Here is a 24,410-nt window from a genome sequence, read left to right on the forward strand (position 1 = left end):
TGCGCACGCGGGCCGAAGTCTCGGGAAGGACGGATCGCCGTTGCCGCCGTATGGAGGTCATTTCGCGAGCGTCTGGTACGTGCGTACGTCCGATGCCGGTGCGCCCGGCGGCGCTTCCACGGCGGCGGTCGGCACGGTGCTGTCGCGCGATGAAATCTCTCGGTGGCGCAGCTTCGTCGCGGTCGAGCCGGCAAATCTGTATCTGCTTTCCAGGCTGATGTTGCGGCACGTCCTGACGCACTGCCACCCGTCGATTGCGCCGCTGGGCTGGTGCTTTGCCATCGAAGCGACCGGTCGGCCGCGTATCGATGCGGTGCGGGGCACCGTGGGATTGCACTTCAGCATCTCGCACTGCCAACGGGCTGTCGCCATCGCGGTGGCGAGTGTCGAAGGTATCGGCGTCGATGTCGAATCGACAGATGTTGATGCCGGCATGGCGACCGCCTTGCTGGGCCAACTCCACACCAGCGAAGTGCAGGAACTTCCGCGGCAGCAGTCGGGCGCCCTGAATACGCGGCATATGTTAGGGCTGTGGACGCTCAAGGAGGCGTATCTGAAGGCGATCGGGACAGGGCTTTCCGTGCCGCCGAAGGCGATTGCCTTCGACCGCCTCAATCGGTTGATGCCGGAATGCCGGCTTCCTCCGGAAAACGCTGGGCGGCTTTGGGATTTCTTTGCACCGGAGGTGCCCCATGGAATCTGCCTTGGCGTTGCCATCGCGCGCCCGTCGTCGGCGGGCCGACCGGTCGAGTTAGCGGGATTGCCCCCGCGGCGCTGGTTGCCCGTTGCCGAAGCTGTTGCCGACCTGAATCTGTCGACCGCACATCGTCAGTGTTTCGATGTCCTGACATCGGGGCCGATCCTGCAAAAGACCTTTTGTTACGGCGCGTGATCGCGCTGTCGCCAGCCACGCGCAATCGGCGCGTCTGGCCTTTCACCCTCACAGTATTCCGCATCAATACCATGTTGACCCACCGGCAGTTTCCGCTCACGCAACAGCAGCACGAACTTTGGCTTTCCTATCTCATCGACAAGTCTGATCGATTCAATAACTTCCTCAGTTATGAATTGCAGGGAGATCTCGATCACGATTGCTTTCGGCGCGCGCTGGAATTTGCGTACGCCAACATGGAAGCAAGCCGGTCGGTCATCGTGGATGCGTCGGAGCCAATCCAGCATGTGCTGCCGCCGATGGATTTCAGCAGGCTGCGGTTTGCATACCGGGACCTGCGCGACTCGGGCGGCCAGTGCCCGCGTGACGCGGCGCTGGCGTGGATCGACCAGCAGAACCGGCAGACGCTCGATATCACGGCCGCCGCAGGCGTCATTGCGCTGGCGCGATACGGTGCGTCCGCCTATGTGCTGACAATCGTGTACCACCACATTTTCATGGATGCCGCCACGGCGCGCAGCTGCATGGCAATGATCGAGCAGGGATACGGCAGGGCGCTGGCCGGCGCGCCCGTAGAAGTCATGCGCGACAGCGACATGCAGCGCTATCTCGATGCCTGTGCGCGCGTGACCCATGAGGCGCGCGAAGACGCGCGCCAGTTGTGGCGTTCGCATCTGCATGGACGCGGACTCTCAACGGATCTGGGCGTGCGCCGGCGCAGCGGCCAGATGGAGGAATTCGACTTCGCCTTCCCAACGGAACTGGCAGCGGGCGTTCGGCAGTTGTGCCGGACGCTGCGCATCACGCCGTTCATCTTCATGAGCGGACTCTTTGCGGCGATGGTCGCGCGATTGCATTCGCGCGACAGCGTGACAGTTGGCTACCCGGTGAACGTACGCCCGCGTGGCCAGCCAGACCTGCTCGGTTTCTACATCTCGCGCTTTCCGATGGCGCTCGATATCGACTCGCGGACATCGTTCAGGCATTTGCTCGACATGGTACGCGCGTATCGCAAGGACATTTCCAGGCTTCCGGTTCTCGACTTCACCGAAATCCGTGACATCGCCTTGTCCGGGCAGACGACCGAGTCCGGCCCGGACCTGAACCTGATGATCGGCGAAACCATGATCGATGCCGTGCCATTGCGGTTGAGCGGCGTGTCGGCCACGCCCTTGCAGACGGGCATCGGACGGGGCCAACACGACCTCGGCTACTTCTACGATCCGGCGTCGCCCGTGCTGGAAGGTCGTTTCCAGTTCGATAACGGTGCCTTTTCTGGCGCACAGATGCACGCGATGGCGCAATGCATGACGGCCTTTGCCGAGTGCGTGGTCCGCGATGTCGATACCGCACTGGATGCGTTGCCGTATCCGCTGGCGCTGCCGTTCTCGTTGCTTGACGCGACATCGGCCGAGTCGCCGTTCAGATCGTTGCAACAGCGCTTTGCCGATGTGGCAAGCGCGATGCCCGATGCGCCCGCGGTCGTCTTCGGCGAGCAGCGTCTCACCTATCGCGATCTTCTCGCGCATGCCTTGCAATTTGCCGGCGAGCTACGCGGTCATGGCATCGGCAGCGGGCAACTGGTCGCGATCTGCGTCAGCCGCTCGCCCGAACTGATTGTGGCGATCCTCGGCACGCTGGTCGCGGGGGCCGCGTACGTACCGGTGGATCCGCAGTTTCCGGCCGAGCGCAAGCAGCAGATGCTTGCCGACGCCGATCCCGTCGCGGTCATCACGGCAGGCGGCGCGCCATACCACGACAGCGGGCGCCGGCAGATCGCCGTCCAGCTGGAGGCGTCCGCACCAGCGTTGGCAGCGCCGCTGCCCGACCTCGCGGCGCGGCCCGACCAACTGGCCTATGTGGTTTACACGTCTGGCAGCACGGGGCGGCCAAAGGGCGTGGCGGTCAGCCAGCGCGCCATCGGCAATACAGTGCATGGCGTGCGTCGCACCTACGATTTCCGCGTGGGTTACGGCTGTCTGCAAAATCTGTCGATTTCGTTCGATGGCGCGATCCTGGACATCTTCTGCACGTTGCTCAACGGCGGCTACCTGGTGCTGACCTCGCAGGAAACCTTGATGGATCCGGCGGAGCTGGTTGCGCTGATGCGGCGGCACGACGTCAAGGTCGCGACGTTCATCCCGTCGTATCTGAACGTCATCGGTTTTCACGACCTGCCGCTGCGCACGCTGATCAGTGCCGGCGAAGTGGCAAACTCCGTCGTCCTTGAGCAGTATCGACAGGCCGGCGTCCGTTGTATCAACGGCTATGGCCCCACCGAGGCGGCGGTGGCCGCGTTGAACCACGTGATCGACGGGCCGGTTCTGGGGCGCAGCGTGCCGGTGGGCCGTCCGCTCGACGGCACGCTGGCTGCCGTGGTCGACAGTTGCGGCGCGGTGCTTCCGGCTGGCTTCGTCGGTGAACTGAGGCTTGGCGGCGCGGGACTGGCGACCGAGTACGTCAACAATGCGCCGATGACGCGCGAGCGCTTCGTGACGATGCGACATCCGCTCACATCTGCCGATGTCCGCACCTATCGCACGGGCGATCTGGCGCTGCTCAATGCCGACGGCGAGTTCGAGTACCGGGGCCGCAGCGATGATCAGGTCAAGATTCGCGGATTCCGCATCGAACTGGCCGACATCGAGAGCACGGTACAGATGCATCCGTGGGTGACCGAAGCCGCGGTCATGACGATCGACGACGAACGGACCGGGCACACCGGCCTGCACGCCTTCCTGTGCGTGGATGAGAGCGAAATCGCCGGCATCGACGGCGCGGATCTGCCGCCCGATTCGATGCACCTTTACGCCGCGCACACCGGCAAGGCGCTGCACCAGCTGGCAGACCGGCCGGTCAAACTCGGTGCCGATGGTACGGAAATCGCCCTGCCGGTGGCGGATCACGTTGACGATGTGATGGCACTGGCCTTCCAGCGCAAGACCTATCGCTTCTACGACGGCGGGGAGGCGTCCGTCGACGATCTTCATGCGACATTGGCCGACGCGCTCGCGGCGACGCCGGGCGTTTGCGGCGATTCAGCGGTGACGCTCGCGTCGCTGGCGCATGTGCTGGCCCATTTCGGTCGCTTCCGCAGCGCCGCGCGGTTATTGCCGAAATACCTTTATCCGTCCGCCGGCGCGATCTACGCGATGCGGCTCTATGTCGAGATCGCCAATCTGGCGGGTGTGCCGGACGGGTTTTATTGTCTCGATCGCGACGACCTGACGCTGGGATGGATGGCGCCGCCCATGCCGGCCGCCGCGTGCGCCATGGATCCGGCGCACGCCTGCGTCACGCTGCATTTGCGTGCCGATCCGGAAGAGGTCGGGGCGGTGTACGGGGAGTTGTCTACGGCGCTGCTGACCGTGGAAGCCGGCTACATGTTTGGACTGCTGGAGTCCGCATGCGAGGCCGCCGGCATCTGTTGCGGCGATATTGCCAACCAAGCGGCAAGCGTGCCGTTGCCCGGATGCAGCTTCGGCACGATCGCGCTTGGCATTCGGTGCAACGCGGCGGAGCGCCGTCCAAATCCCACCCTGCTGGTTCAGGTGCATCGGGACGGCGCCGTGATGGGGCTTCCCGGCAAGGGCCTGTACCGGTTCGACGACGATGGCTTTGCGTTCGTTGCCGATGAAATTGCGCAGACACGGCGCTTTGCGGCCATCAACCAGTCCACCTTCGAACGCTCGGCTTTCTCGATCGCCATCTTCGACGAGGCGGCCACGACCTGGCGCGGACACGTGCAGATCGGGCGATTCGCGCAGCGGCTGCTGATGAACACGCACGGACTGGGATTCTGCCAGGCCGGCTTTACCGGCACCCGGCCTATCGAGCATATCCGGCGCTTGTTCGAATGCTCGCCCGCCAGCGGCGGCGCCGCGCCCGCGTTTGGCCATATTCTGCTCGGTGGCGCGATCTCGTTGGAGCAACGCCTGGCACGTGACGGCCGCGAAGATGCGGCGCACCAGAAAGGCCCCCTCGATCTCGTCGAAGATTTCGTGCGCAACCGGCTGCCTGCGTACATGGTGCCGCAGTCGTTCAATGTGCTGAAGTCGATGCCGGTGACACCGGGCGGCAAGACCGACCGTGCCGCGCTCGCGCGGCTGCCCAGGGCCGTTTCGACCGTTGGCCCGGTGACGCCACCGCGTACGGCGTGCGAACGCGCGGTTGCGGCAGCATTCGGCGCGATCATTGGCATTGCCGATGTCGGGCTGGAAAGCGATTTCTTCCGCCTGGGCGGCGATTCGATCAAAGCCATGCGCTTGTCCAGCGTACTTGGCGACGAGGGCCTGGCAGTCAGCGTGCCTGACATATTCCGCTTGCGCACAGTGCAGGCGATCGCGGCAATTGCCGGGAGCGCACCTGCCAGTAACGCCCGGCACGAGGGCGACGACAGCGACGATGGCGACGCATTCGATCTGGCCCAGACGCTGTCGCGAATCGCGCATGTGGAGCCGTTGCGCGCCGACGCGCTGTCGCGCGTGATCGACCATGTTGCCCAGGTCGGCCACGATGCCAGCCAGATCGAGGACGTGACCGCATTGACCGGCATGCAGCTCGGCATCATGCTGGAAGACCGGTACGCGCGGGAGAACGGCGCGCGACCGCCCTACATCTGCCAGATGGTGGTGGAGCTTGACGAGTCCGTCGATGTCGATTGTCTGAGCGCATGCTGGTCGGACACCGTCGCGCACTTCGCGGCGCTGCGCAGCTGTTTTATCGCTGCGGATAAGGTAGGCGCTCCATTGCAGGTCTTCCTGCGCGAGGCGCGGCCTCGCGTGGACATCCACACTGCCGACGTCACGCCCGATGCATCGATCGATTCCATCGCAAGGCGCATCGTCGAGGCACGACGCGAGGCGGGCTTTGTCCTGGCGTCGCCATCGCTCGCGCAACTGTCGATCGTGCGCGCAGACCATTGCGCCATCGTGGCGTTGACCGGCCACCATATCGCGCTGGACGGATGGTCGAGCATGAACGTGCTGCGCCACCTGTTCGCGCTGTACGACGCGCGCCGGGCCGGCATCGAACCCTCTGCCGAGATGCGGGAGTCGGTGCCCTTCAACAGGTTCGTTCGCGCGCACGCATCGTCAGAAACGCGCCAGGATAGCGCTTCGTTCTGGAACACATATCTGGCTGGCTGGGAAGAGACCACCGCATTGCCGATGGCCAGAATGTGCAGCGGCGCGGTGCGACCGAAGACTGACTTCTCGATCGTAGACGACTGGCTGCCGGCGGAGGTGACGGCATCGCTGCATCGCTTCAGCGCGGCGACGGGTGTGACCGCCGCAGTGGTGCTGCAGTACGCGTGGGCAGCACTGCTCGCCTTGCATCAACGCGCGGGCGAGGTGGTGTTCGGTGCGGTGCGGTCGGGGCGCATTGCACTGGCCAGTCTGGGGAATCCGCAGCAGGCGGTCGGCATGTTTGTCGCCACCGCACCGGTGCGCGTGCCCATGGCGGGCGCGATGCGCATCGAAGACGGCTTGCGCGGACTGGCTGCGGCGGAGCAGGAAAAGCTGCCGCACGAGCAGTGCGGTACGGGGCAGATCAAGGCCGCCGCACGCATCGACGGCGATCGCGATCTGTTCCACACGCTGTTCGTCTTCGAGAACTACGAAACGGGCAGCGCCCAGGCGCCGGGGCAGGGACAGCGTTTCCAAATCCGGCAAGATCTCACGGAGGAAAGCACCGGCTATCCGCTGTCGATCATGGCCATTCCGGGCGACAGACTCCAGCTGCGCCTGCATTTCGATTGCCATCACTACGATGCACAGGTGGCCGGCGAGTTGCTGCGCCGATACCGCGGGTTGATCTCGCAGATTGTCAGCGGCACGGTGCGGACGGTGGACGATCTGCGCTTGAGCCCGGCCCTGTCGTTGCTGCGAGGCGCGGCCGCGCCTCGACCGCTTGCCGGTTGCCAGACGCTGCACGATCATTTCGATGCCGCCGTCAAGCGCTGTCCCGATGCGATTGCCATCGTCGATGGCGAACATACCGTCACCTACGCCGGGTTGCAGGCGCTTGGCCAGCATCTGGCGGATATGCTGGCGGCTCGCGGGGTACGGCGCGGCGATATTGTCGGGCTATATCTTGACCGCGGCGACGCGATGGTGGCGTCGATGCTGGCGACGATGCGGCTTGGCGCTATGTATGCACCGCTCGATGTCGATGCGCCGGCCGCCCGGGTCCGAGGCGTGATCGCGCGCAGTCGCCCGGCGCTGCTGCTCACCGATGCCGATTGGCTTGCGATGCTGCAAGCGACGGCGGCGGATGTCGATGTCATGGCTGTTGACCCACGCTCGCTCGCGCTTGCCCAACCGGAAGCAGTGCCCCAATCGCCCGATCCGGCGGCCGAATCCGCGCCTGCAATCGACGGCACTGCGGCAGCCTACGTGATCCACACGTCGGGATCCACCGGGGAGCCCAAGGGCGTGGTGGTGTCCCATGCGGCTGCTCTCAATACCGTTCTGGCGCAGATCGACGCATTCCAGGTGGCGGCGGGCGACGGTTGCCTGCACAACTTCGCGGCCTGCTTTGACGGCGCCGTGTCAGAGATCTTCACGGCGCTTCTGGCAGGCGGACGTCTTGTGATCGCGTCACGCGCGCAGCAACGCGATCCGGCGCTGCTGGCGGCGCTGGTGCGCGAACAGCGTGTCGCAATCGCCTCGCTGCTGCCTTCGATGATCGGCGCCATCGACCGGTACGGGATCGCGTTGAAAACGCTGGTTTCCGCCGGGGAGCCCGCCGTCGCGGATCCGTTGCGCCGCTTTCTTGCGCGCGGTACGCGCTGCATCAACGCATATGGACCCACCGAGACCGCCGTTTGCGCCACGATGCATGTGCTTGAGCAGTCCGATCCGGAGCGCCCCAGTGTGCCAATCGGCGTGCCCGTTGCGGGAATGACCGTGCGCATCCTCGACGAGCGTGGGCGAACTGTGCCAACCGGCTGTCATGGAGAGATCGCCGTCAGCGGCCCCGGGCTGGCGCTGGGTTATCTGGCGTCGGGCGAAGGCGCCGGGCAAGCGTGCGCGTTCCGGCAGTTGCCCCACGACGACGGCTCGGCATCGGACCGCGCATATTTCACAGGCGACATCGGCCGCGTACTGCCCGACGGCACATTGGAATACCTGGGCCGGAAAGACTCGCAGGTGAAGATCCGCGGTTATCGCGTCGAGCCGCGCGAACTGTCCGCCGCGATCGAAGCTTCGGGACTGGTTGACGGGTGCGCCGTGTCGGTGGCCGACGATCAGACGCTGATTGCATTCGTGGTGCCCGACTTGTCCGCCGATATGGTCGCCGATTTGTCCGCCGATATGGTCACGGACACGGATTTGCGCGCGATCGAGCGCAGGCTGTTGGCCTGGATCGAAGCGACATTGCCTTCGTACGTCTGGCCATCTCGGATCTGCTTCGTGCCGAACATCCCACGGCTGTCAAACGGCAAGGTCGATGAGCGCGGCCTGATGAGTCAGTTGCGTCAGCGGCAAACGCAAGCACCGCGGTCGACGCCGGCCGACGAGGCCCGGGCCGTGCCCGACGCCGGCAGCGCCGGACGACTGGCAACGATTTGGCGCACCTTGCTCAAGACCGACCAAGTCGACATGACCTCCGACTTTCTGCGCTTGGGCGGCAACTCGCTCAAAGCCATGCTGATGGCGGGCGCCATCGTCGATGAGTTCGGCGTGGAGTTGCGAGTCGATACGATTCTTCGGCATCCGCGCTTCGAGGACGTACTGGCCGCCATCGACGGCCATGATGCACGGGACAGTCAAGGCCGCGTGGTGCGATTCGGTGGATCCGGTGCGTCGGCTCCCACGCTGGTATGCGTGCCCGGCGTCGGCGCGCTGGCGGATAGCTTCGGGCCACTGGCCGAGGCCCTGGGCCCGATGGCTTCGGTGGTGGCGCTGGATCCTGCGCCAGCCGATACGACGGACGCCGCGGCGGATGTGGACCGGATCGTCGAGCGCAATCTGCAGGACCTGCGCAACGCAGGGATCGGCGGTCCGATCGTGCTGCTCGGCCATTCCTTCGGCGGCACGATTGCCTATGAAATGGCGCGTCGTCTTTCGGCTTCGACCGTCGATACACAGATGCATGCCCAAGCCGATGCACGGGTCGATGTGATCCTGATCGATTGCAAGCCGTGGACGCAGGTACTTGGCGCCGATGCGGCGCGCGCGATCTCGCGGCAATTGCGCGCTGGCCGCGTAGCGAGCGGCGCCTCGCTGCTGCGGGACCACCTGGAGCCGCTGGTGCATCGGATCGATCCGAACCGGCGGCGATTGCTGGCCGAAGTGATGGAGCGCCTCAATGATGGCGATCCAATCGATGGTCCGCTGCTTCGACATTTCGATATCGTGCTGGGGCAGCTCGCGATGGCCTACGATCCGGCGGCTTGTGCCGATGCACGGCGGCCAGAGTCGGTGACGGTGCACCTCGTGGCGGCATCCGCAAGCGCGATGCCCGACATTGCATCTGCGTGGGAAAGCGCCGGCGCGCAAATCGGCAGGTCGGCCTGTGTCACCGGCGATCACTTCTCGATCCTGGAGACGCCACACGCCGAGGGACTCGCTTCGGCCATCGCCAGGCTGCTGAATCTGGGAGCGGGAAAATGACCATGGCATCGATCGCACAACAACAGGCCGCGGCCGCATGCCTGGCAGAGCTGGCCGGCCTCGCGGGCGAATGCGAGGTATTGACCGATGACGCGGTGCTGGCGCCGTACCGGACGTCGACGTTTCCGTCCCGGAGCGAGATCCTGGCGGTGGTCAGGCCCGCCAGTGCGCCAACGGTGCGGGCGGTGCTGCAATGCGCCGCGCGCCACGGCGTGGCCGTGCATCCGAAAAGCACGGGCAAGAACTGGGGATATGGCTGCAACCTGCCGCCGCGTGGCGCGGCGCTGGTGATGTCATTCGAGCGCATGAACCGCATTGTCGATTACGACGATGCATTGGGCTGCATGACCGTCGAACCTGGCGTCACTTTCCGGCAGGTGCACGACTACCTGAAAGCGCGCAACGCCGCGTTCATCGGGCCGGTGATCGGCAGTTCGCCCGATGCAAGCCTGATTGGCAATGCCCTGGAGCGGGGCATCGGCAAAGGCCGGCTCGGCGACCGTTTCGGATCCGCCTGCAACCTTGAGGTGGTACTGCCGGACGGTGAAATCATCCGCACCGGCTTTGGCAGGTTCCCACATGCCAGGGCCGCTGGCGTGGCGAAGTGGGGGCTCGGTCCGGCGCTCGATGGCTTGTTTTCGCAATCGAACCTGGGCGTCGTCACGCAGGCGACATTCCTGCTCGATCGCGCAATGCCGCACTTCCAGGCGTTCTTCTACACCATTGATCGTCGCGCCAGCCTGGCCAGCGCGATCGACGCACTGCGCCTGCTTCGGCTCGAAGGCACGCTCTCGACCACGTCGAGCCTGACCAGCAGCACGCGCATGCAGGCGATGATGCAGGGCGGCGCGCCGGACCGGCGCTGCACGTTCAGCGATATCGAGGAGTTCGAGCGCCAGCGTTTGCGCGGCGCGCAGTGGGTGGGCGAGGACGTTATCCTGTCGCCCACGGCGGCGATCGGCCGCGCCCGGCGCAAGCGGATTCGCGCGGTGCTGGGGCCGGTGACGAGCCAGCTTGTCTTTATCGACGATTTTCGCGCCCGGCTGCTCGGAAAGCTGGCGGCGCCGCTGCGCAGGTTCGCGCGCGTCGATGTGAGCAGCATGGTCGAATACTACGAAAACAGTCCGTATCGCGGCATTCCTTCCGCAATGGGGCTCAACATGTGCTACGCGGACAAGGACGTGCCGCCGGGGCCGAATCCGAATCCTTCAAGCGATGGCGTGGGCCTGGCCTGGGTCGCGCCGATTTTGCCGTTCAAGGGCTGCGAGGTGGAAGCCGTGCAGGCGATCCTTGTACGTAGCTATCGGAGGTTCGGCTTCGCGCCGAATATCGGCTACAACATGAGTTCGGACCGCGCGATCACCTGTACGGCCGCGATCTTTTTCGATCGTGCCGACGAGGACCAGGCCCAGCGCGCCGAAGCTTGCCGGGCCGCGATGGAAGCGGAACTGATTGCCGCCGGATGCCCACCGTATCGCAAGGGGATTCAAGGCATGGACGAAGCCGCCGCGCCTGCGGACGACTACGCCAAGGTGCTGGCCCGGCTCAAGACGGCGCTGGACCCCCAGCGCGTGCTGTCGCCCGGCTATTACGGCATTGGGTAGGGTCCGTCGCCGGGCCACCGCCGGACCATCGTCGGGATATTTGTCGGGCCACCGCATCGGGCCGGACGCCGGTCCGGGGCCCCATTGCTGCAGCCGCATCGGACGAACGGCGTGGTATCTGAGGCGCGGTGGCGCGCGAAGTGCGGAGGCCGCGTTCGGCGTCCGTCGTGGCCGCGCTTTACAGCAGCTTGCCGGGATTCATGATGCCGCTGGGGTCGAAGACCTGCTTGATGGCGCGCATCAGCCGGAGTTCGAGCGGATCCTTGAGCGTCATGAATGCGTCGCGCTTCAGCTGGCCGATGCCATGCTCGGCGCTGATGCTGCCGTTGTAGCGCGCCACTTCTTCCATCACCTCGTCACTGACCGCCTTGCCCTCTCCGAGCGCCCATTTGGGATCGGCGCCAAGCGGGCGCGACAGGTTGTAGTGCAGGTTGCCGTCGCCAAAGTGGCCGAAGATAAACGGGCGGATGCCGGGGTGCCTTGCTTGCAGGCGCGCCTGCATCGACGTCATGAACGCCGGAATATGCTCGATCGGCAGCGACACGTCGTGCTTGAGGTGCAGGCCGTCGGCGCGTTGCGCTTCCGAAATTTCCTCGCGCAGACGCCACAGACCCTGCAATTGCGCCAGCGATGCGGAGACCGCCGCGTCGCGGCACAAGCCCTGTTCCAGCGCATCGCCAATCACCGCTTCCAGCAGCGCATTCAGGACTTCCTCGGATGCCGTGTCGGCGATTTCCAGCAATACGTACGCGGGATGACGTTCGGAGAACGGCGCCTGGACATTTTCGGCATGCGTGAGCACCAGATCGAGGCATTCGCCGGTAAAGAATTCGTAGGCCTGCAAGCGCGCGCCGCAACGCGCGAACAGCAGCGAATACAGTTGCAGCGCCTGTTCCGACGAATCGACGGCGGCCAGCACCACGGCGCGCGTATCGGCGCGCGGCAGCAGACGCAGCGCCGCCGCCGTAATGATGCCAAGCGTGCCTTCCGAGCCGATCAGCAGTTGCTTGAGATCGTAGCCAGTGTTGTCCTTGCGCAGCGTACGCAGGCCGTGAAAGATCTCGCCATTGGGCAGCACGGCCTCCACGCCGAGCACCAGCTCGCGCGTCATGCCGTAGCGCACGACGTTGACGCCGCCGGCATTGGTGGCCAGGTTGCCGCCGATCTGGCAGGAATCCTCGGCGGCCAGCGACAGCGGGAACAGTCGGTCGTGTTCCGCGGCGGTACGGCGCAGGTTGCCCAGGATGCAGCCGGCTTCGGCCACCATCGTGTTGGCGATGGTATCGACCGAGCGGATCTTGTCCATGCGGTCCAGGCTGATCACGACGTTGGCCTGGCTGCTGTCGGGCGCCGCGCCGCCGCACAGTCCGGTATTGCCGCCGCGCGGCACCACCGGTACGCCTGCCTGCTGGCATAGCGCCAGTGCCTGCGCCACCTGCGCGGTGGTGCGCGGACGGATCACCGCCTGCGCCTGGCCCTTGTACAGGCCGCGCCAGTCGGACAGCCAGGGTGCCACCGCGTCGGCGGCGGTCGAAACCACGTCGGGGCCAAGAGATTCGGTCAGGCGCTGGGCGAAGAGGGGGTCGGACATGATGGCAACTCGATCGGTCGATTACGAAATTCAGGGGCGCATCGGCAGGCCAAGCCGGCCGGCGGCGTTACGCAGATGGTCGGTCGCGCAGCGGCGCGCCAGATCGGCATCGCGCGCGCGGATGGCGTCGAAGATCGCCACGTGTTCGCCGTGGACCTGCTCGGGCAGGCCCGGCTGCTGGCGCGAATTGAGCCGCGCGGTGCGCACGGCATGGTGCAGTTGCAGATTCATGTACTGCAGCAACTGCACGTAATAGGGATTGTGCGTGGCGGTGGCGATGGCGACGTGAAACTGGATGTCCGGCTCCACGCCGTGGTCCGGATCGTCGAGCTGCGCGGCCAGCGCGTCGAGCACGCCGCGCATGCTCGCCACATCATGCTCGGTGCGATGGCGCGCCGCCATGGCGGCTGCCGCGCTTTCCAGATCGATCCGCAACTCGAAAATCGCGGCCAGATCGCCGGCGTCGGCGCTGCTGGCCAGGCGAAATCCGTTGTCGCTGACGCGCGAGCGCACTGTGCTGCCCAGCCCCTGCCGGCTTTCGATCATGCCTTGCGAGCGCAAATGCTCGGACACCTCGCGGATCACGGCCGCGCTCACGCCGTAGCGCTCGGCCAACTGCTTGCCCGTGGGCAGGCGTGTGCCGACGGGAAATGTCCCATCGGCAATCTCCGCACGCAGCAACTGGATCACGCGCTCGGTCAGGGTTATCGGCCGGGTATGCATAGCCGCAACCTTACGCTTTTCTGGTTATATGAAAACTAGGTGTAAACCCTTTCTTATGCGATGAGCTAACCCCGATATGCATTGCGTCAGTGCGAGGCGGCGAGGCGTCACTAGACTCGGGACCCGTTTGGAAGGACTCGACATATGCTCACACCAGATCAACGACTATCCATTGCCGCGCTGTACGCGCAACGAGTGCAAATGCGGCCGCTCGGCATGCGGCCAACCACCCGGCTGCAAAGGCCGGCGCGCGCTGCGCAAGTGTTTCAGCTTGAGCGCGTCGCACAGAATGTTTATTACCTGATCCCGCAATCGCCGCAGACGCTGCCGGTACCGGTACCGCATGGCCGCTTCGTCTTCGTTGTCCTGGTCGAGGATCCGGGACGCCTCTATTGCGCGGTGTCGCGTGGCAACTATGTGGTGGGAGGCTCGCGCCGCGATTTGGTCGTCAGGGGGCATACGTCGCTGACACGCGGCGCAGACGTGCTTTTTGCCGGCGAACTGGTTTTTCTCCACGGCGAGCTGTTCTACTGGTCGAACGACAGCGGCCACTATCGGCCGCCCGAAAGTGTGCGCCATTTCAACCTGATCGGCGCGGTGCGGCGGCTGCTGCCCGAATCGAAGTTCCGGGCGAACGAATTCCACTAGCTCGACCAACTGCGCGGTCTATGGCGGCCGTCCACGCAACCCAGCGGCGGCGTGGACCGCCGAAGGGCGCGGACGGCATGCGGATGCCGGCGCGGAAGCTGCCAGTCGAGGGGGCGAAGGTGCGCCGCCGCTTAGAGCTTGCCTTCGATCGCCTTGCGTTCGCGCCACATCTGCTGCACGAACGGGTCGGTGATGCCGTACAGGCCATGGCCCTTGCGCATGATCAGGTTGGTCGCCATCAGTTCGTTGACCACCGGCTGGGCTTCCTCGACCTTGACCTCGCGTCCGATGGCCCGTGAATACGCGGCGGCGGCGTCCGCGGAAAACAGTCCGCGTGCGTCGCCTTCGGCCGACGCGATGCGGTCGAAGATGGCCGTGGCCAGTCCGCCGAGCTGTTCGAGTTTCATCAGTTCGATATCGGCCGCCGCCGACCGCAGCGTCGTGGCGATCATCGGCAAGTGCTCGTCGGGGTTGCTGTCCGGCGGCAAGTGGAAATGAAGCTGGCGCAGCGCCTTGATCATTTCCTCGGGCCGATGGCCCAGCGTCTCGAAAGCCTGCACCGCCACGTCGAGCGAGGGCAGGGCGGTGAAACCCTCGGCCGACAGCCGATCGAGCAGATAGGCGACATACGCCTTGTCCAGCACCGGATACGACACCGAAGTCGCGCCGGTGAACGCCTGGTTGCGGCGTGCCGTCAGTTCGCCAACCAGCGCGCGGTGCGATCCGGTGCCGACAAACAGGAAGTGGCCGGGCGTGTCGGGACGCGGATTGATGGCATCGCGCGCGGCCTTCAACGCCAGCAGCATCTGGCTGCCTTCGTCGGAGGTAATCGCGTGCTGCACCTCGTCGACAATCAGTACGACGTCGGTGCGGGCCTGGTCGACGATCTCGCCAAGCGCCTGCGCCAGCGTGGCACCGCCCGGCTCGCCCAGGTGATCGAGCTTGAAACCGAACTTGAAGCCGAAGGCCGCCACATCGGCGCCTGCCAGACGTTTGAGCTTGCGCACGGTGCTGGCACCGGGAGATTCCAGCTCGGCCAGTACTTTCTTGACCGCCGCCAGGATCAGCGCGGCCGGACTGCGCTGCGTATCGCTCCATAAATCCACATAGATCACGATGGCACCGAGATCTTCCAGCGCCGGGATCAGGTCGTTGAGCAGGAACGTGGTCTTGCCAATGCGACGCAGTCCGGAAAGGAACAGGCCCGAGCGCAGCCCTTCATCCAGCACGCTGGGATGCAGCAACTGCCTGGCCATCTGATGGGCGAGTTCAGGGCGCCGGTAGAGGTAGCTCATGGTTTATGTGGAATTATGGGATTCAAATAATTATACGGATCCTATAATTTCAAGTAAAACGCGCGACGGCGTAAATGTGATCTATGTGGCGCAAAGGGGTGGTGAAGGTTCCACATTGACTTGGGCGCTGCCACAATTCAGTTCCCTCCGGCCCCAAACTCGTCAAAACGCCATGCAACTATCGCCCGCCATTCCGATACTGCGCATCTTTTCGGTCGACAAGGCCAAGGAGTTTTACCTGGGCTTTCTCGGCTTCACGCTCGATTGGGAGCATCGGTTTGGCGAGGATTTCCCGCTCTATGCGCAGGTCACGCGTTCCGGCCTGACTTTGCACCTGAGCGAGCATCACGGCGACGCCACGCCCGGATCGGCGATCTACGTGACCGTCGACGATATCGACGCGCTACATGGGGAGTTGACGGCGCGCCAGTACACGTACGCCAAACCGGGCGTGGAAGACGCAGATTGGGGGCGGCTGCTGAATGTGAAGGATCCGTTCGGCAACCGCATCTGCTTCTGCCAGCCGGCGCCCTGAGTCACGCCGGCGCTCAGGCCGCGTCGTCCGGCAGGATCTGCGGATTCCACGCGGCTTCCCAGAGATTGCCGTCGGGGTCCTGGAAGTAGCCCGCGTAGCCGCCATAGAAGGTGTCCTGCGCAGGCTTGACGATGTGGCCGCCGGCCGCGCGCACTTGCGCCATTACCTGATCGACTTCCGCCTTGCTGGCAACGTTGTGTCCGATCGAAAATCCGGTCGGGCATGGCGCGCTGGCCGGCAAGCCGGTATCCCACGACAGAGCGGCCCGTGGCCACAGCGCCAGCTTGAGCCCGGCCTGAAGATCGAAAAACGCCACGGCGCCGTGCTCGAACTCCTTGCCGACGATGCCCGGCGTGGGCAGGCCCAGTCCGTCGCGGTAGAACGAGACGGCACGCTCAAGATCGGTCACGCCAAGCGTCAGTACGGAGATGCGGGGTTTCATGAGAGCTCCATGGAGAATCGCGTCCGTCGGATCGCCACGTCTGCATGGTCGGTCCAGCCGGTTTCGGCAAGCCATGGCTCTACGTGACGATGGGGCGGCGACGGCGGGTGGGAGGCTGCCATTGTAGTGCCGGGCGGGCGGATACAATGCTGACCCGTTCTTGCCGCACCGAGCGCCGCCATCCGCGTCGCCAGTGAGTGATTCGTCGCCTGTGGCCTGCCAGGAATTGCCATGAACACGCAGTTTTGCACGTCGATCCCACATATCGGGCGTCTTTCCCGCCTTGCTCCTATTGCTGGCATCGCAATCGGCGCGATGGCCATGCCGATATCGGCCAGCGCAGCCGCCGCGCCGGACGCCATTGCGGATGTCGTCAGTGCGACGATTCGGCCGGTCATGGCCGAATACAAGGTGCCGGGCATGGCCGTGGCGATTACTGCCGGGGGCCAGCATCGTGTATTCAATTTTGGCGTGGCGTCGAAGGCCAGCGGGCAGCCCGTTACCGATGCCACGATCTTCGAGATCGGGTCGCTCAGCAAGACATTCACTGCAACGCTAGGTGCCTACGCCCAGGCACGCGGCGCGCTGTCGCTCGATGACAAGGCATCCCGCTATATGCCGGCGCTTGCCGGCAGCGCGTTCGATCGCATCCGCCTGCTGGAACTCGGCACCTACACCGCGGGCGGACTGCCGCTGCAGGTGCCCGACCAGATCGCCGACATGCCGCAGATGATCCAGTGGCTGCGCACCTGGAAGCCCACCTACGCGCCCGGCACGCATCGCCGCTATTCCAATCCCAGCATCGGCCTGTTTGGCGAACTGGCGGCGCGTGCGCTGCACGAGTCGTTTGCGACGGCGATGACGCAGCGCATTCTTGCGCCGTTGGGGCTTTCGCACACCTGGCTCCGCGTGCCGCAGGCGCGCGCCAGCGATTACGCCTGGGGCTATGCCAACGGCGACACGGCGGTTCGCGTGACGCCGGGCGTGTTCGATGCGCAGGCTTACGGGATCAAGACCACGGCGGGCGACCTGATCCGCTTTGTCGAACTGAATATGGACGGCGCGACGATCCGCGACGCCGCTTTGCGCCGGGCGCTGTCCGCCACGCATACCGGCTATTTCCAGAGCGGCGGCATGACGCAGGCGCTTGGCTGGGAACGTTATGCGTGGCCGGTCGCGCTGGAAGACCTGCTGGCCGGCAACGCCGCGCGCATGGTGCTGGAAGCGCAGCCGGTGACGGCGCTGCAACCGCCGCAACCGGCGTCGCCAGACGTGCTGATCAACAAGACCGGATCGACCAATGGTTTCGGCGCCTATGCCGCGTTCGTGCCCGGGCGACGCATCGGCATCGTGCTGCTGGCCAATCGAAACCTGCCGATCCCGGCGCGCGTCGAGGCCGCGTACCGAATCCTTCAGTCGCTGGAAGGCGGCGGCGCGAACGGCTCTGCGGCGCCCGCGCGTTAACGCCCAAGCCCGTAGCGCCTAGAGCGGAAAGCTCATCAGCATCATCGTCGCCGTGGCGCGCCCCAGGCGAACCACGCGCCGGCAGCCGTCAACCAGCAGGCGCCATGCAACGGCCAGCGCATTGCGGTGCGAGCCGAATTCGCGTTGCAACCGGCGCACGACGCGCATCGGCAGACGCAGGCCGCGCGGCACCTCATCGCGGCAGAAGGCGATCTTGCGCACGTAGTCGTCGACTTCCCAGAACCACGACGATCCGGCGGGAAAATATCCGACATCGCCCACGCCCAGCGTGTGGCTGACGCCATGGCAGTCGGTCACGCGCACGCTGCCTTCGAGCACCACCACCACTTCGTCGATGGTGTAGTGCCATTCGAACGTGCTGCGCGTGCAGTCCCACACCATGGTCCAGGCAAAGCCGTCCAGCGTCGACGAATGCTGGTTGCAGCGCGTGCGCGGTGTGCCGCTGCGCATCCATCCCGGTTCGATCGGACACGATGCATCGGGCAGGGCGCGGATGCTGGCAAAGGTGCCCGCCTGGCGGAGCAGATCCGGTGGTTGGCGCATGTCTGATGTCTCCTCTCTTGTCGGCTGATGAGGCGATGATTGCCCGAGCCGGCAACGGCAAAACATGCGGAATCGCACAAAGCGGGTGCGCGGAGGTGGCGTCGCCAACGTCGCCTGCGTGCCGTAAAAAAAGAGCCCGCCAGGCGGTAAGGCCTGACGGGCTTGCAGGGGAGGTTATCAGGACGGGTCAAGTCCTGAGATGAAGATTAAGGCCGTGGCAATTCGCGCGCTGTAGGACTTTGTCTGATTTTGCATTTATGGCATTTCGATGTCGCTATGGGCTTTCCGGCATCCGCGCCAATGCGCCAGCCGGCATCTCACAGCGCCAGCCGGCGGAATACCGCGTCGGGTAGTGCGCGGATGATCAGCATGATGTAGCGCCAGAAGCCGGGCACATAGGCGACGGCCGCGCCGCGGTCGATGGCCGCAAGGATATGGCCCGCCGCGGCGTCGGGGCCGATCCACAGCGCGTTCTTGCGGAAGGCGCCGGTCATCGGCGTATCGACGAAACCGGGTTTGATGGTGACCACGGCCACGCCCGCCTTGGCAAGCCGCTGCCGCAGCCCGGACATGAACGCGGTGACCATGGCCTTGGCGCTGCCGTAGACATAGTTGCTCTGGCGGCCGCGCTCGCCGGCCACCGACGAAATCACCGCAATGGTGCCGGCGCGGCGGCGCTCGAAAAGGTTGGCCAGCAAGGTCAGCAGGGCGACCACCGACAGCGCGTTGGTGCGCAATTCGGCCAGCGTCAGATCCACCGACTGCGCGCAGGCGGACTGGTCCGACAACGTGCCGTGCGAGATCAGCACGATGTCGATGCCGCCAAGCGTGGCGTCGGCCAGCGCGATCATGCCGTCGTGCGAGCTGAAGTCGTTGGCGTCCATCACGGCCATATGCACGTGCGGCGCGCCGCGCGCGCGCAGGTCGTCGACCATGGCCTGCAGGCGCGGTGCGCTGCGGCCGAGCAGAAACAATGCATCGCCGCGCTGGGCCATGCGTCGCGCGGTGGCTTCGGCCATGGCCGAGGTCGCGCCGACGATCAACACCTTCTTCATTTGCTCATCTCCCGATGGGTGGCCCCATCCGTCACGCGGCGCCAGAATCCCGACGAAAATGCCGGGTCGATATAGGGTGTCAGCGCTTCCCATTGCGGATATCCGGCGCGGAAGCATGCGCTGCTCATGCGCCCGTCCTTGGCGGGATAAAGCCGGCCGCCGGCGCCGGCCACGATCGCGTCGAGCCGCTCGAACAACGCATGCAGACGCGGACCCGCGTTGGGAAAATCGAGCGCCAGCGTGAACCCCTCGCGCGGAAACGACAGCAGCCCGGGCGACGCCAGCGGGCCGAACTGCTTGAGCACGCCAAGGAACGATGCCGCGCCGCTACGGCCGATTTCGCTCAGCAGCGCGTGCAGCGCCGCGCGCGCATCGTCGGGCGGCACCACGCACTGGTACTGGTAGAAACCCTTCGGGCCATACATGCGATGCCATTGCAGGATATGGTCGAGCGGATAGAAAAAGGTATCGCAGTGGGTCAGGCGCGGCGGCTCCGCGCGGCCGGTGCGGTGATAGTGCAGCGTGTTGAACGCGCCGACGCTGAGCCGGTTCACCAGCGAAAACGGCGGCGTGAACGGCATGCTGCGCGATCGCGGGCGGTCGCCATGGCGTGGCGGCTGCGCATCGGCAGGGGCGTGGCGGGCGCGCGTGAACAGGCCGCGTCCCACGCGATGCGCGCCGGCCGAGCAGTCGATCCACGCCACGGTGTACTCGTGCGTGTCCGCATAGGCGTGGCACAGCGCAAAGAATTGGTCGAGGCTGGCGAAGCGTTCGGTCTGTTCCTCGACCCACGGCGAGGCGATCGGCCGCATCTGGATTTCGGCCCACAGCACCACACCGGTCAGCCCCAGCCCGCCGATGGTGGCCGCGAACCAGTCCGCGTTCTCGTGCGGCGAGCACTGCAGCGTCGCGCCGTCGGAACGCCGCAGCGCAAGCGCGCGCACATGGCGGCCAAAGGTGCCGTGGCTCAGGTGATTCTTGCCATGCACATCGTTGGCAATCGCGCCGCCCACGGTGACGAAGCGAGTGCCCGGCGTAACAGGCAGGAACCAGCCTTGCGGCACGATCAGTTTCAGGATGTCGGACAGCAGCACGCCGGCTTCGCAGCGCAGCACGCCGGTTGCGGCGTCGAACGCGATGAAATGATCGAGATAGCGTGTGGAAAGCAGCGTGCCGCCGGGATTCAGACAACTGTCGCCGTAGCTGCGGCCATTGCCGAACGGCAGCATGCTCGGGCTATCGGGGCGCAGCGCGGGCAGCGCGTCGAAGCGGCTCGGCAAGGCCAGCACATCGCTTTCGCTCGGCGCCGTACGGCCCCACGAGAAAACGGTCTGGCGCGTCATATCACGTGGCGGCCCAGATCACGATCGCGCCAAGCACGCCGATCACCAGGCTGGCGCGGTCGCGCAGCGCGAACATCACAGGATCGTCGTGCATCAGACCGCGATGCGACACCACCCAGACGCGCGTGATCCAATACAGCATCAGCGGACACAGCGCCCAAAGCACCTCGGGATGGCGATACAGCGTTTCCACCACGGGGTTGTTGATATAGAGCGCCAGCACCAGCACGCACATATAACCGGCGCCGGTGCCGAGGCTTTCCAGCAGAGCCAGGTCGTCCAGCCGATAGCCGCGCCCGGCGGCTTCCAGCTTGCCCTGGCGCTGCATCACCTGCAGTTCGGCAAAGCGCTTGACCAGCGCCAGGCTCAGGAACAGGAACAGCGAAAACAGCAGCAACCAGAGCGACAGCGGCACCGCCACGGCCGCCGCGCCGGCCACGATGCGGATGGTGTAAAGCCCGGCCAGGCACAGCACATCGACGATCACCAGTTGCTTGACGCCCAGCGTGTAGGCCAGCGTCAGCAGATAGTAACCACCGAGCGTCAGGCCGAACTGTACCGGCAGCAGCCAGGCAATGCCGGCGGTGGCCAGCAACAACAGCGGAATCAGCGCAAAGCCGGCTTTCAACGGCAGCGCGCCGCTGGCAAACGGCCGCTGCGATTTGCGCGGATGCTGGCGATCGGCCTCCACATCGAGCATGTCGTTGAGCACGTAGACCGATGACGCGCACAGGCAGAACGCCAGAAAAGCCAGTGCGGCATGGCCCAGCGCGGTGGGGTCGAGGATGCGGTGCGCGGCGGCCACTGGCACGAACAGCAGCGCATTCTTGGCCCATTGATGCGGACGCAGCAGCCTGCACAGCGCGCGGACGTGATGGCCCGGCGATCCAAACGTGCGGTAGACGTCGGTGACCTGGCGCGCGCGCTGCTCCAGGTCGCCGTGCGCGTTGACCACCACGCCGCCGCGGCTGACCGACCACACATGCAGGTCGACGGTGTCGTTGCCGCAATAGTCGAAAGCCCGGTTGCCAAACTTCGCCACCAGCATTTCGGCCTTCTGCTTGCCGGATAGATTGAGCGTGTCGCTGCTGGCCAGCACGCCGTCGAACAATTGCAGATGAAGCGCCACCGCTTCGGCCAGGCGCTGGTTGGATGCGGTGCACAGCCAGATCTGGCGGCCTTCGCGGCGCTCATCGGTCAACCATTGCAGCAGCTCGCGATGAAACGGCAGCGCGGCATGGTTGAGCAACACGCGGCTGGCGACCTGCGCTTTCAAATGGGCCTTGCCGCGCAGCAGCCACCAGGGCAGCAGGAACAGGTACAGCGGATTCTTGCGCAGCAGCGCCACGCAGGTTTCCACCAGCAGGTCTGCGTGGATCAGTGTGCCGTCGAGATCGACGCACAACGGAACGGCGGCGTGGCTCATTTACCTTCTCCGATGCAAACGGACTGCTCGCTCCAGCCGCGCCTGAACACAAAGCGCTTGTCCAGCTGGTACTTGGTGTAGTAGCCGAGGCTCAGGCCCAGCACGCCGCCCGCATAGCGCATGGTGTGCGTGCCGAAGATCTGTGCGAAACCGAATTCGAAGGCCCAGAAGATTGCCGTGGTGGCCAGCCCCATGACCGTGTAGAGCGCGAACACGCGCGCATCGTGCGCGGCGTTGTCGGCCTCGAAACCGAAGATGAAGCGCTTGTCCAGCACGTACTTCACGACCAGGCCAACGCCTGTGCCCATCGCCACGGACAGCACGATGTCGTACGCGCCGCCGTACAGCCGTAAAAAGAGATCCTGCGCGCCGATGTTGGCGACGATGGCGATCGCCGCCAGTACGACATAGGTCACGGCGATGCGCGCGGCGCTAGCGTCCATGCGGCGCTCCATCCTCGTTGCGCAGCGAGAGAGGCTGCCACGCAGTCAGCGCGTCCAGGCCCGTGACGTCGCGATAGATCGTGATATCGAATTGGTATTGCGGATAGCGTCCGTCGAGCCGCTGCTTGATGCGATAGTTGGCGTCGCGGCCGAACACTTGGCGCGCTTCGCCGGCGTGGCGCAGCGCGTCCGCCTGCGCGTACATGCGGTCGATCGTTGCGGTGTCGAACATGCCCGCGTAGCTGCGCACCACGGCGACGCAGCGGTGCGGGGCGGCGAGCACGTCGGCCGGCAGCGTCTGGCGCGAGAACGGCCCCAGTTGAGGATATCCGCCCACATCGACATGCCAGTTCAGCGCCGGGTCATGCGCCACCACCACCAGATCGCCACCGCACTCGGCGCGCTGGCGTTGCAGGTCGGCCAGGACCGGAGCGAGTTGCAGGTCCCAGCTGTTCTTGGTGGTGTTCTGATGCGTGGCAACGTTGAAGACGCCCCACAGATTGCCTAGCGCCAGCGCCGCGAAACATGCCAGGAACAGTCGGGCGCGCGCCGGCGGCACACGGAGCGTGGCCAGCCATAACGCCTGCCATGGCGACACGATCACAAGATTGCGGAACTTGCCGGCAAGTCCGGTCGCGAGGGTTGCTGCGACGCCGAGTCCGTAGGCGTGGAGGTAGCGGTTGCGCAGGTTGCCGCGCGCATCGAGCGCGAACGCCAGGCCCACCATGCCGCTCAGTCCCAGTGCGGACAGCAGTGCCGGCGCCGATACCGGAAATACGCCCTGATTGGAGATTTGCGCGATGGCAAAACCCATCAGGTTCTTGGTCATCGACGACACCTGCGATCCCTTCGACTGCAGGTGAACGGTCAGGAATATATGGAACTGGTACGCATACAGCAGCGCGGCCAACGGCGCGGCCCAGGCGATGCCGACGAGGCGCTCGCGCACGCTTTGCCGCGTACCGGTCCAGTACAGCCATAGCACCGGCAACGCCACCACAAACACCGCGTAGCCGAGATAGCCGAGCACCACCAGTCCGCCGAAACACTTGCCCCAGTAACGCCAGCCATCGCGCGTGGGCGTGATGCTCAGCCACACCAGCACCGGTACGAAATACGCGTACCAGCGCACCCCGGTGCACCACATCAGGATCGCGGGATTCAGGCAAAGCAAGACGAACAGCAGCGCCGCCGCGCGATTGCCGTGGCGCTGGCGGATCGCCTCCGTGGCATACACCAGGGCGCCCGCGGTCATGAGCGCTGTGGCCAGCCGCACCAGCGACCAGTCGCCGGTGATGGCATGCAGCAGCCAGTTGATGAAATACGAGCCGGGCGGATGCACATCCTCGGTCTGCATCAACGGCACGACGCCAAGACCCAATCGCTCGACCAGGCCCATGTTGGTGAATTCGTCGTCATAACCGAGCGACAGATAGGCCACCGCGCCGTAAAGCACGCACAGCAATCCGTAGCCGAGCGCAAACGCGCGCGCCTGCCATGCGGTCGACGACGCGGTGCGCGGGCCGCATGGCGTCCCTTCCGCTTGCGTGGCGTCGTTCGCATTCAGATAGGGCGGCACGGTGTTTCTCCTCGGCGATTTCAGTCGGCGGCGCGGTCGACCGGAATCCGCCATGGCAAACGCTTTCCCCGGATCTCCAGCCGTCGAACGAGTATCTGGCCCGGGCTGCGCGGGGTCTGTTGGATAGCGAACGAAGGGCCGGCCGACGCTTGCGCGTAGCGGATATCGCGCGCGACCGGACTGTTCAG

At 65.4% G+C, this 24,410-nt stretch carries 17 protein-coding genes; 6 read left to right on the top strand and 11 right to left on the bottom strand.

What is annotated here, in order from left to right:
* Positions 1-136: 136 nt before the first annotated feature.
* Positions 137-892: a 4'-phosphopantetheinyl transferase family protein gene (locus F7R19_RS01015; RefSeq protein WP_150979068.1), complete on the top strand. Its 756-nt coding sequence runs from the start codon at positions 137-139 to the stop codon at positions 890-892.
* On the opposite strand, the gene F7R19_RS30095 is transcribed toward F7R19_RS01015, so the two are convergent.
* Positions 880-1,089 (bottom strand): hypothetical protein, encoded by a 210-nt coding sequence (locus F7R19_RS30095; RefSeq protein ID WP_223505967.1) that lies wholly within the window; start codon positions 1,087-1,089, stop codon positions 880-882. The two genes, F7R19_RS01015 and F7R19_RS30095, sit on opposite strands and share 13 nt — an antisense overlap.
* On the opposite strand from F7R19_RS30095, the gene F7R19_RS01020 reads away from it, so the two are divergent.
* Together F7R19_RS01020 and F7R19_RS01025 are read left to right on the top strand one after the other, a co-directional pair.
* Complete coding sequence (locus F7R19_RS01020) at positions 1,027-9,510, top strand: non-ribosomal peptide synthetase (protein ID WP_223505954.1); 8,484 nt, start codon at positions 1,027-1,029, stop codon at positions 9,508-9,510. The two genes, F7R19_RS30095 and F7R19_RS01020, sit on opposite strands and share 63 nt — an antisense overlap.
* A 2-nt stretch (positions 9,511-9,512) precedes the next feature.
* The gene (locus F7R19_RS01025) at positions 9,513-11,114 is read left to right on the top strand and encodes an FAD-binding oxidoreductase (RefSeq protein WP_170292543.1); all 1,602 of its coding nucleotides are present in this window, start codon (positions 9,513-9,515) and stop codon (positions 11,112-11,114) included.
* Positions 11,115-11,292: 178 nt separating this feature from the next.
* On the opposite strand, the gene F7R19_RS01030 is transcribed toward F7R19_RS01025, so the two are convergent.
* Both F7R19_RS01030 and F7R19_RS01035 read right to left on the bottom strand, forming a co-directional pair.
* Complete coding sequence (locus F7R19_RS01030; protein WP_150979071.1) at positions 11,293-12,705, bottom strand: FAD-binding oxidoreductase; 1,413 nt, start codon at positions 12,703-12,705, stop codon at positions 11,293-11,295.
* 30 nt (positions 12,706-12,735) lie between these two features.
* Positions 12,736-13,428, bottom strand: a complete 693-nt coding sequence (locus F7R19_RS01035) for a FadR/GntR family transcriptional regulator (protein ID WP_061955058.1) — start codon at positions 13,426-13,428, stop codon at positions 12,736-12,738.
* Positions 13,429-13,572: 144 nt separating this feature from the next.
* Here F7R19_RS01035 and F7R19_RS01040 point away from each other — a divergent pair, with 144 nt between their 5' ends.
* Positions 13,573-14,076 carry a hypothetical protein gene (locus F7R19_RS01040; RefSeq protein ID WP_150979072.1) on the top strand — a complete coding sequence of 168 codons (504 nt, stop codon included), beginning with the start codon at positions 13,573-13,575 and terminating at the stop codon, positions 14,074-14,076.
* A 131-nt stretch (positions 14,077-14,207) separates the two neighbouring features.
* Here the strand turns inward: F7R19_RS01040 and F7R19_RS01045 are convergent, their stop codons facing one another.
* Complete coding sequence (locus F7R19_RS01045; protein ID WP_150979073.1) at positions 14,208-15,371, bottom strand: AAA family ATPase; 1,164 nt, start codon at positions 15,369-15,371, stop codon at positions 14,208-14,210.
* Positions 15,372-15,543: 172 nt separating this feature from the next.
* On the opposite strand from F7R19_RS01045, the gene F7R19_RS01050 reads away from it, so the two are divergent.
* Complete coding sequence (locus F7R19_RS01050) at positions 15,544-15,906, top strand: glyoxalase superfamily protein (protein ID WP_061955081.1); 363 nt, start codon at positions 15,544-15,546, stop codon at positions 15,904-15,906.
* Between the two features lie 13 nt (positions 15,907-15,919).
* On the opposite strand, the gene F7R19_RS01055 is transcribed toward F7R19_RS01050, so the two are convergent.
* Positions 15,920-16,348, bottom strand: a complete 429-nt coding sequence (locus F7R19_RS01055) for a VOC family protein (protein WP_150979074.1) — start codon at positions 16,346-16,348, stop codon at positions 15,920-15,922.
* A 315-nt stretch (positions 16,349-16,663) separates the two neighbouring features.
* On the opposite strand from F7R19_RS01055, the gene ampC reads away from it, so the two are divergent.
* Positions 16,664-17,812 carry a class C beta-lactamase gene (gene ampC, locus F7R19_RS01060; RefSeq protein WP_150979281.1) on the top strand — a complete coding sequence of 383 codons (1,149 nt, stop codon included), beginning with the start codon at positions 16,664-16,666 and terminating at the stop codon, positions 17,810-17,812.
* 18 nt (positions 17,813-17,830) lie between these two features.
* Here ampC and F7R19_RS01065 read toward each other — a convergent pair whose 3' ends face one another.
* The 6 genes from F7R19_RS01065 to F7R19_RS01090 all read right to left on the bottom strand — a co-directional run bounded on the left by F7R19_RS01065 (position 17,831) and on the right by F7R19_RS01090 (position 24,222).
* Positions 17,831-18,376: a cupin domain-containing protein gene (locus tag F7R19_RS01065; RefSeq protein ID WP_150979075.1), complete on the bottom strand. Its 546-nt coding sequence runs from the start codon at positions 18,374-18,376 to the stop codon at positions 17,831-17,833.
* Between the two features lie 317 nt (positions 18,377-18,693).
* Complete coding sequence (locus tag F7R19_RS01070; RefSeq protein ID WP_150979076.1) at positions 18,694-19,431, bottom strand: SDR family oxidoreductase; 738 nt, start codon at positions 19,429-19,431, stop codon at positions 18,694-18,696.
* Positions 19,428-20,774 (bottom strand): FAD-binding oxidoreductase, encoded by a 1,347-nt coding sequence (locus tag F7R19_RS01075; protein ID WP_150979077.1) that lies wholly within the window; start codon positions 20,772-20,774, stop codon positions 19,428-19,430. The genes F7R19_RS01070 and F7R19_RS01075 overlap by 4 nt, the downstream gene beginning before the upstream one ends.
* Position 20,775: 1 nt before the next feature.
* Positions 20,776-22,200 (bottom strand): UbiA family prenyltransferase, encoded by a 1,425-nt coding sequence (locus F7R19_RS01080; protein WP_061955091.1) that lies wholly within the window; start codon positions 22,198-22,200, stop codon positions 20,776-20,778.
* Entirely contained in the window at positions 22,197-22,643 is a 447-nt protein-coding gene (locus F7R19_RS01085; protein WP_150979078.1) for a GtrA family protein, read from the bottom strand. Before F7R19_RS01085 ends, F7R19_RS01080 begins: the two co-directional genes overlap by 4 nt.
* Entirely contained in the window at positions 22,633-24,222 is a 1,590-nt protein-coding gene (locus F7R19_RS01090) for a glycosyltransferase family 39 protein (protein ID WP_150979079.1), read from the bottom strand. The genes F7R19_RS01085 and F7R19_RS01090 overlap by 11 nt, the downstream gene beginning before the upstream one ends.
* Between the last annotated feature and the right edge of the window lie 188 nt (positions 24,223-24,410).

The organism is Cupriavidus pauculus (genome assembly GCF_008801835.1).
GTDB lineage: Bacteria > Pseudomonadota > Gammaproteobacteria > Burkholderiales > Burkholderiaceae > Cupriavidus > Cupriavidus pauculus.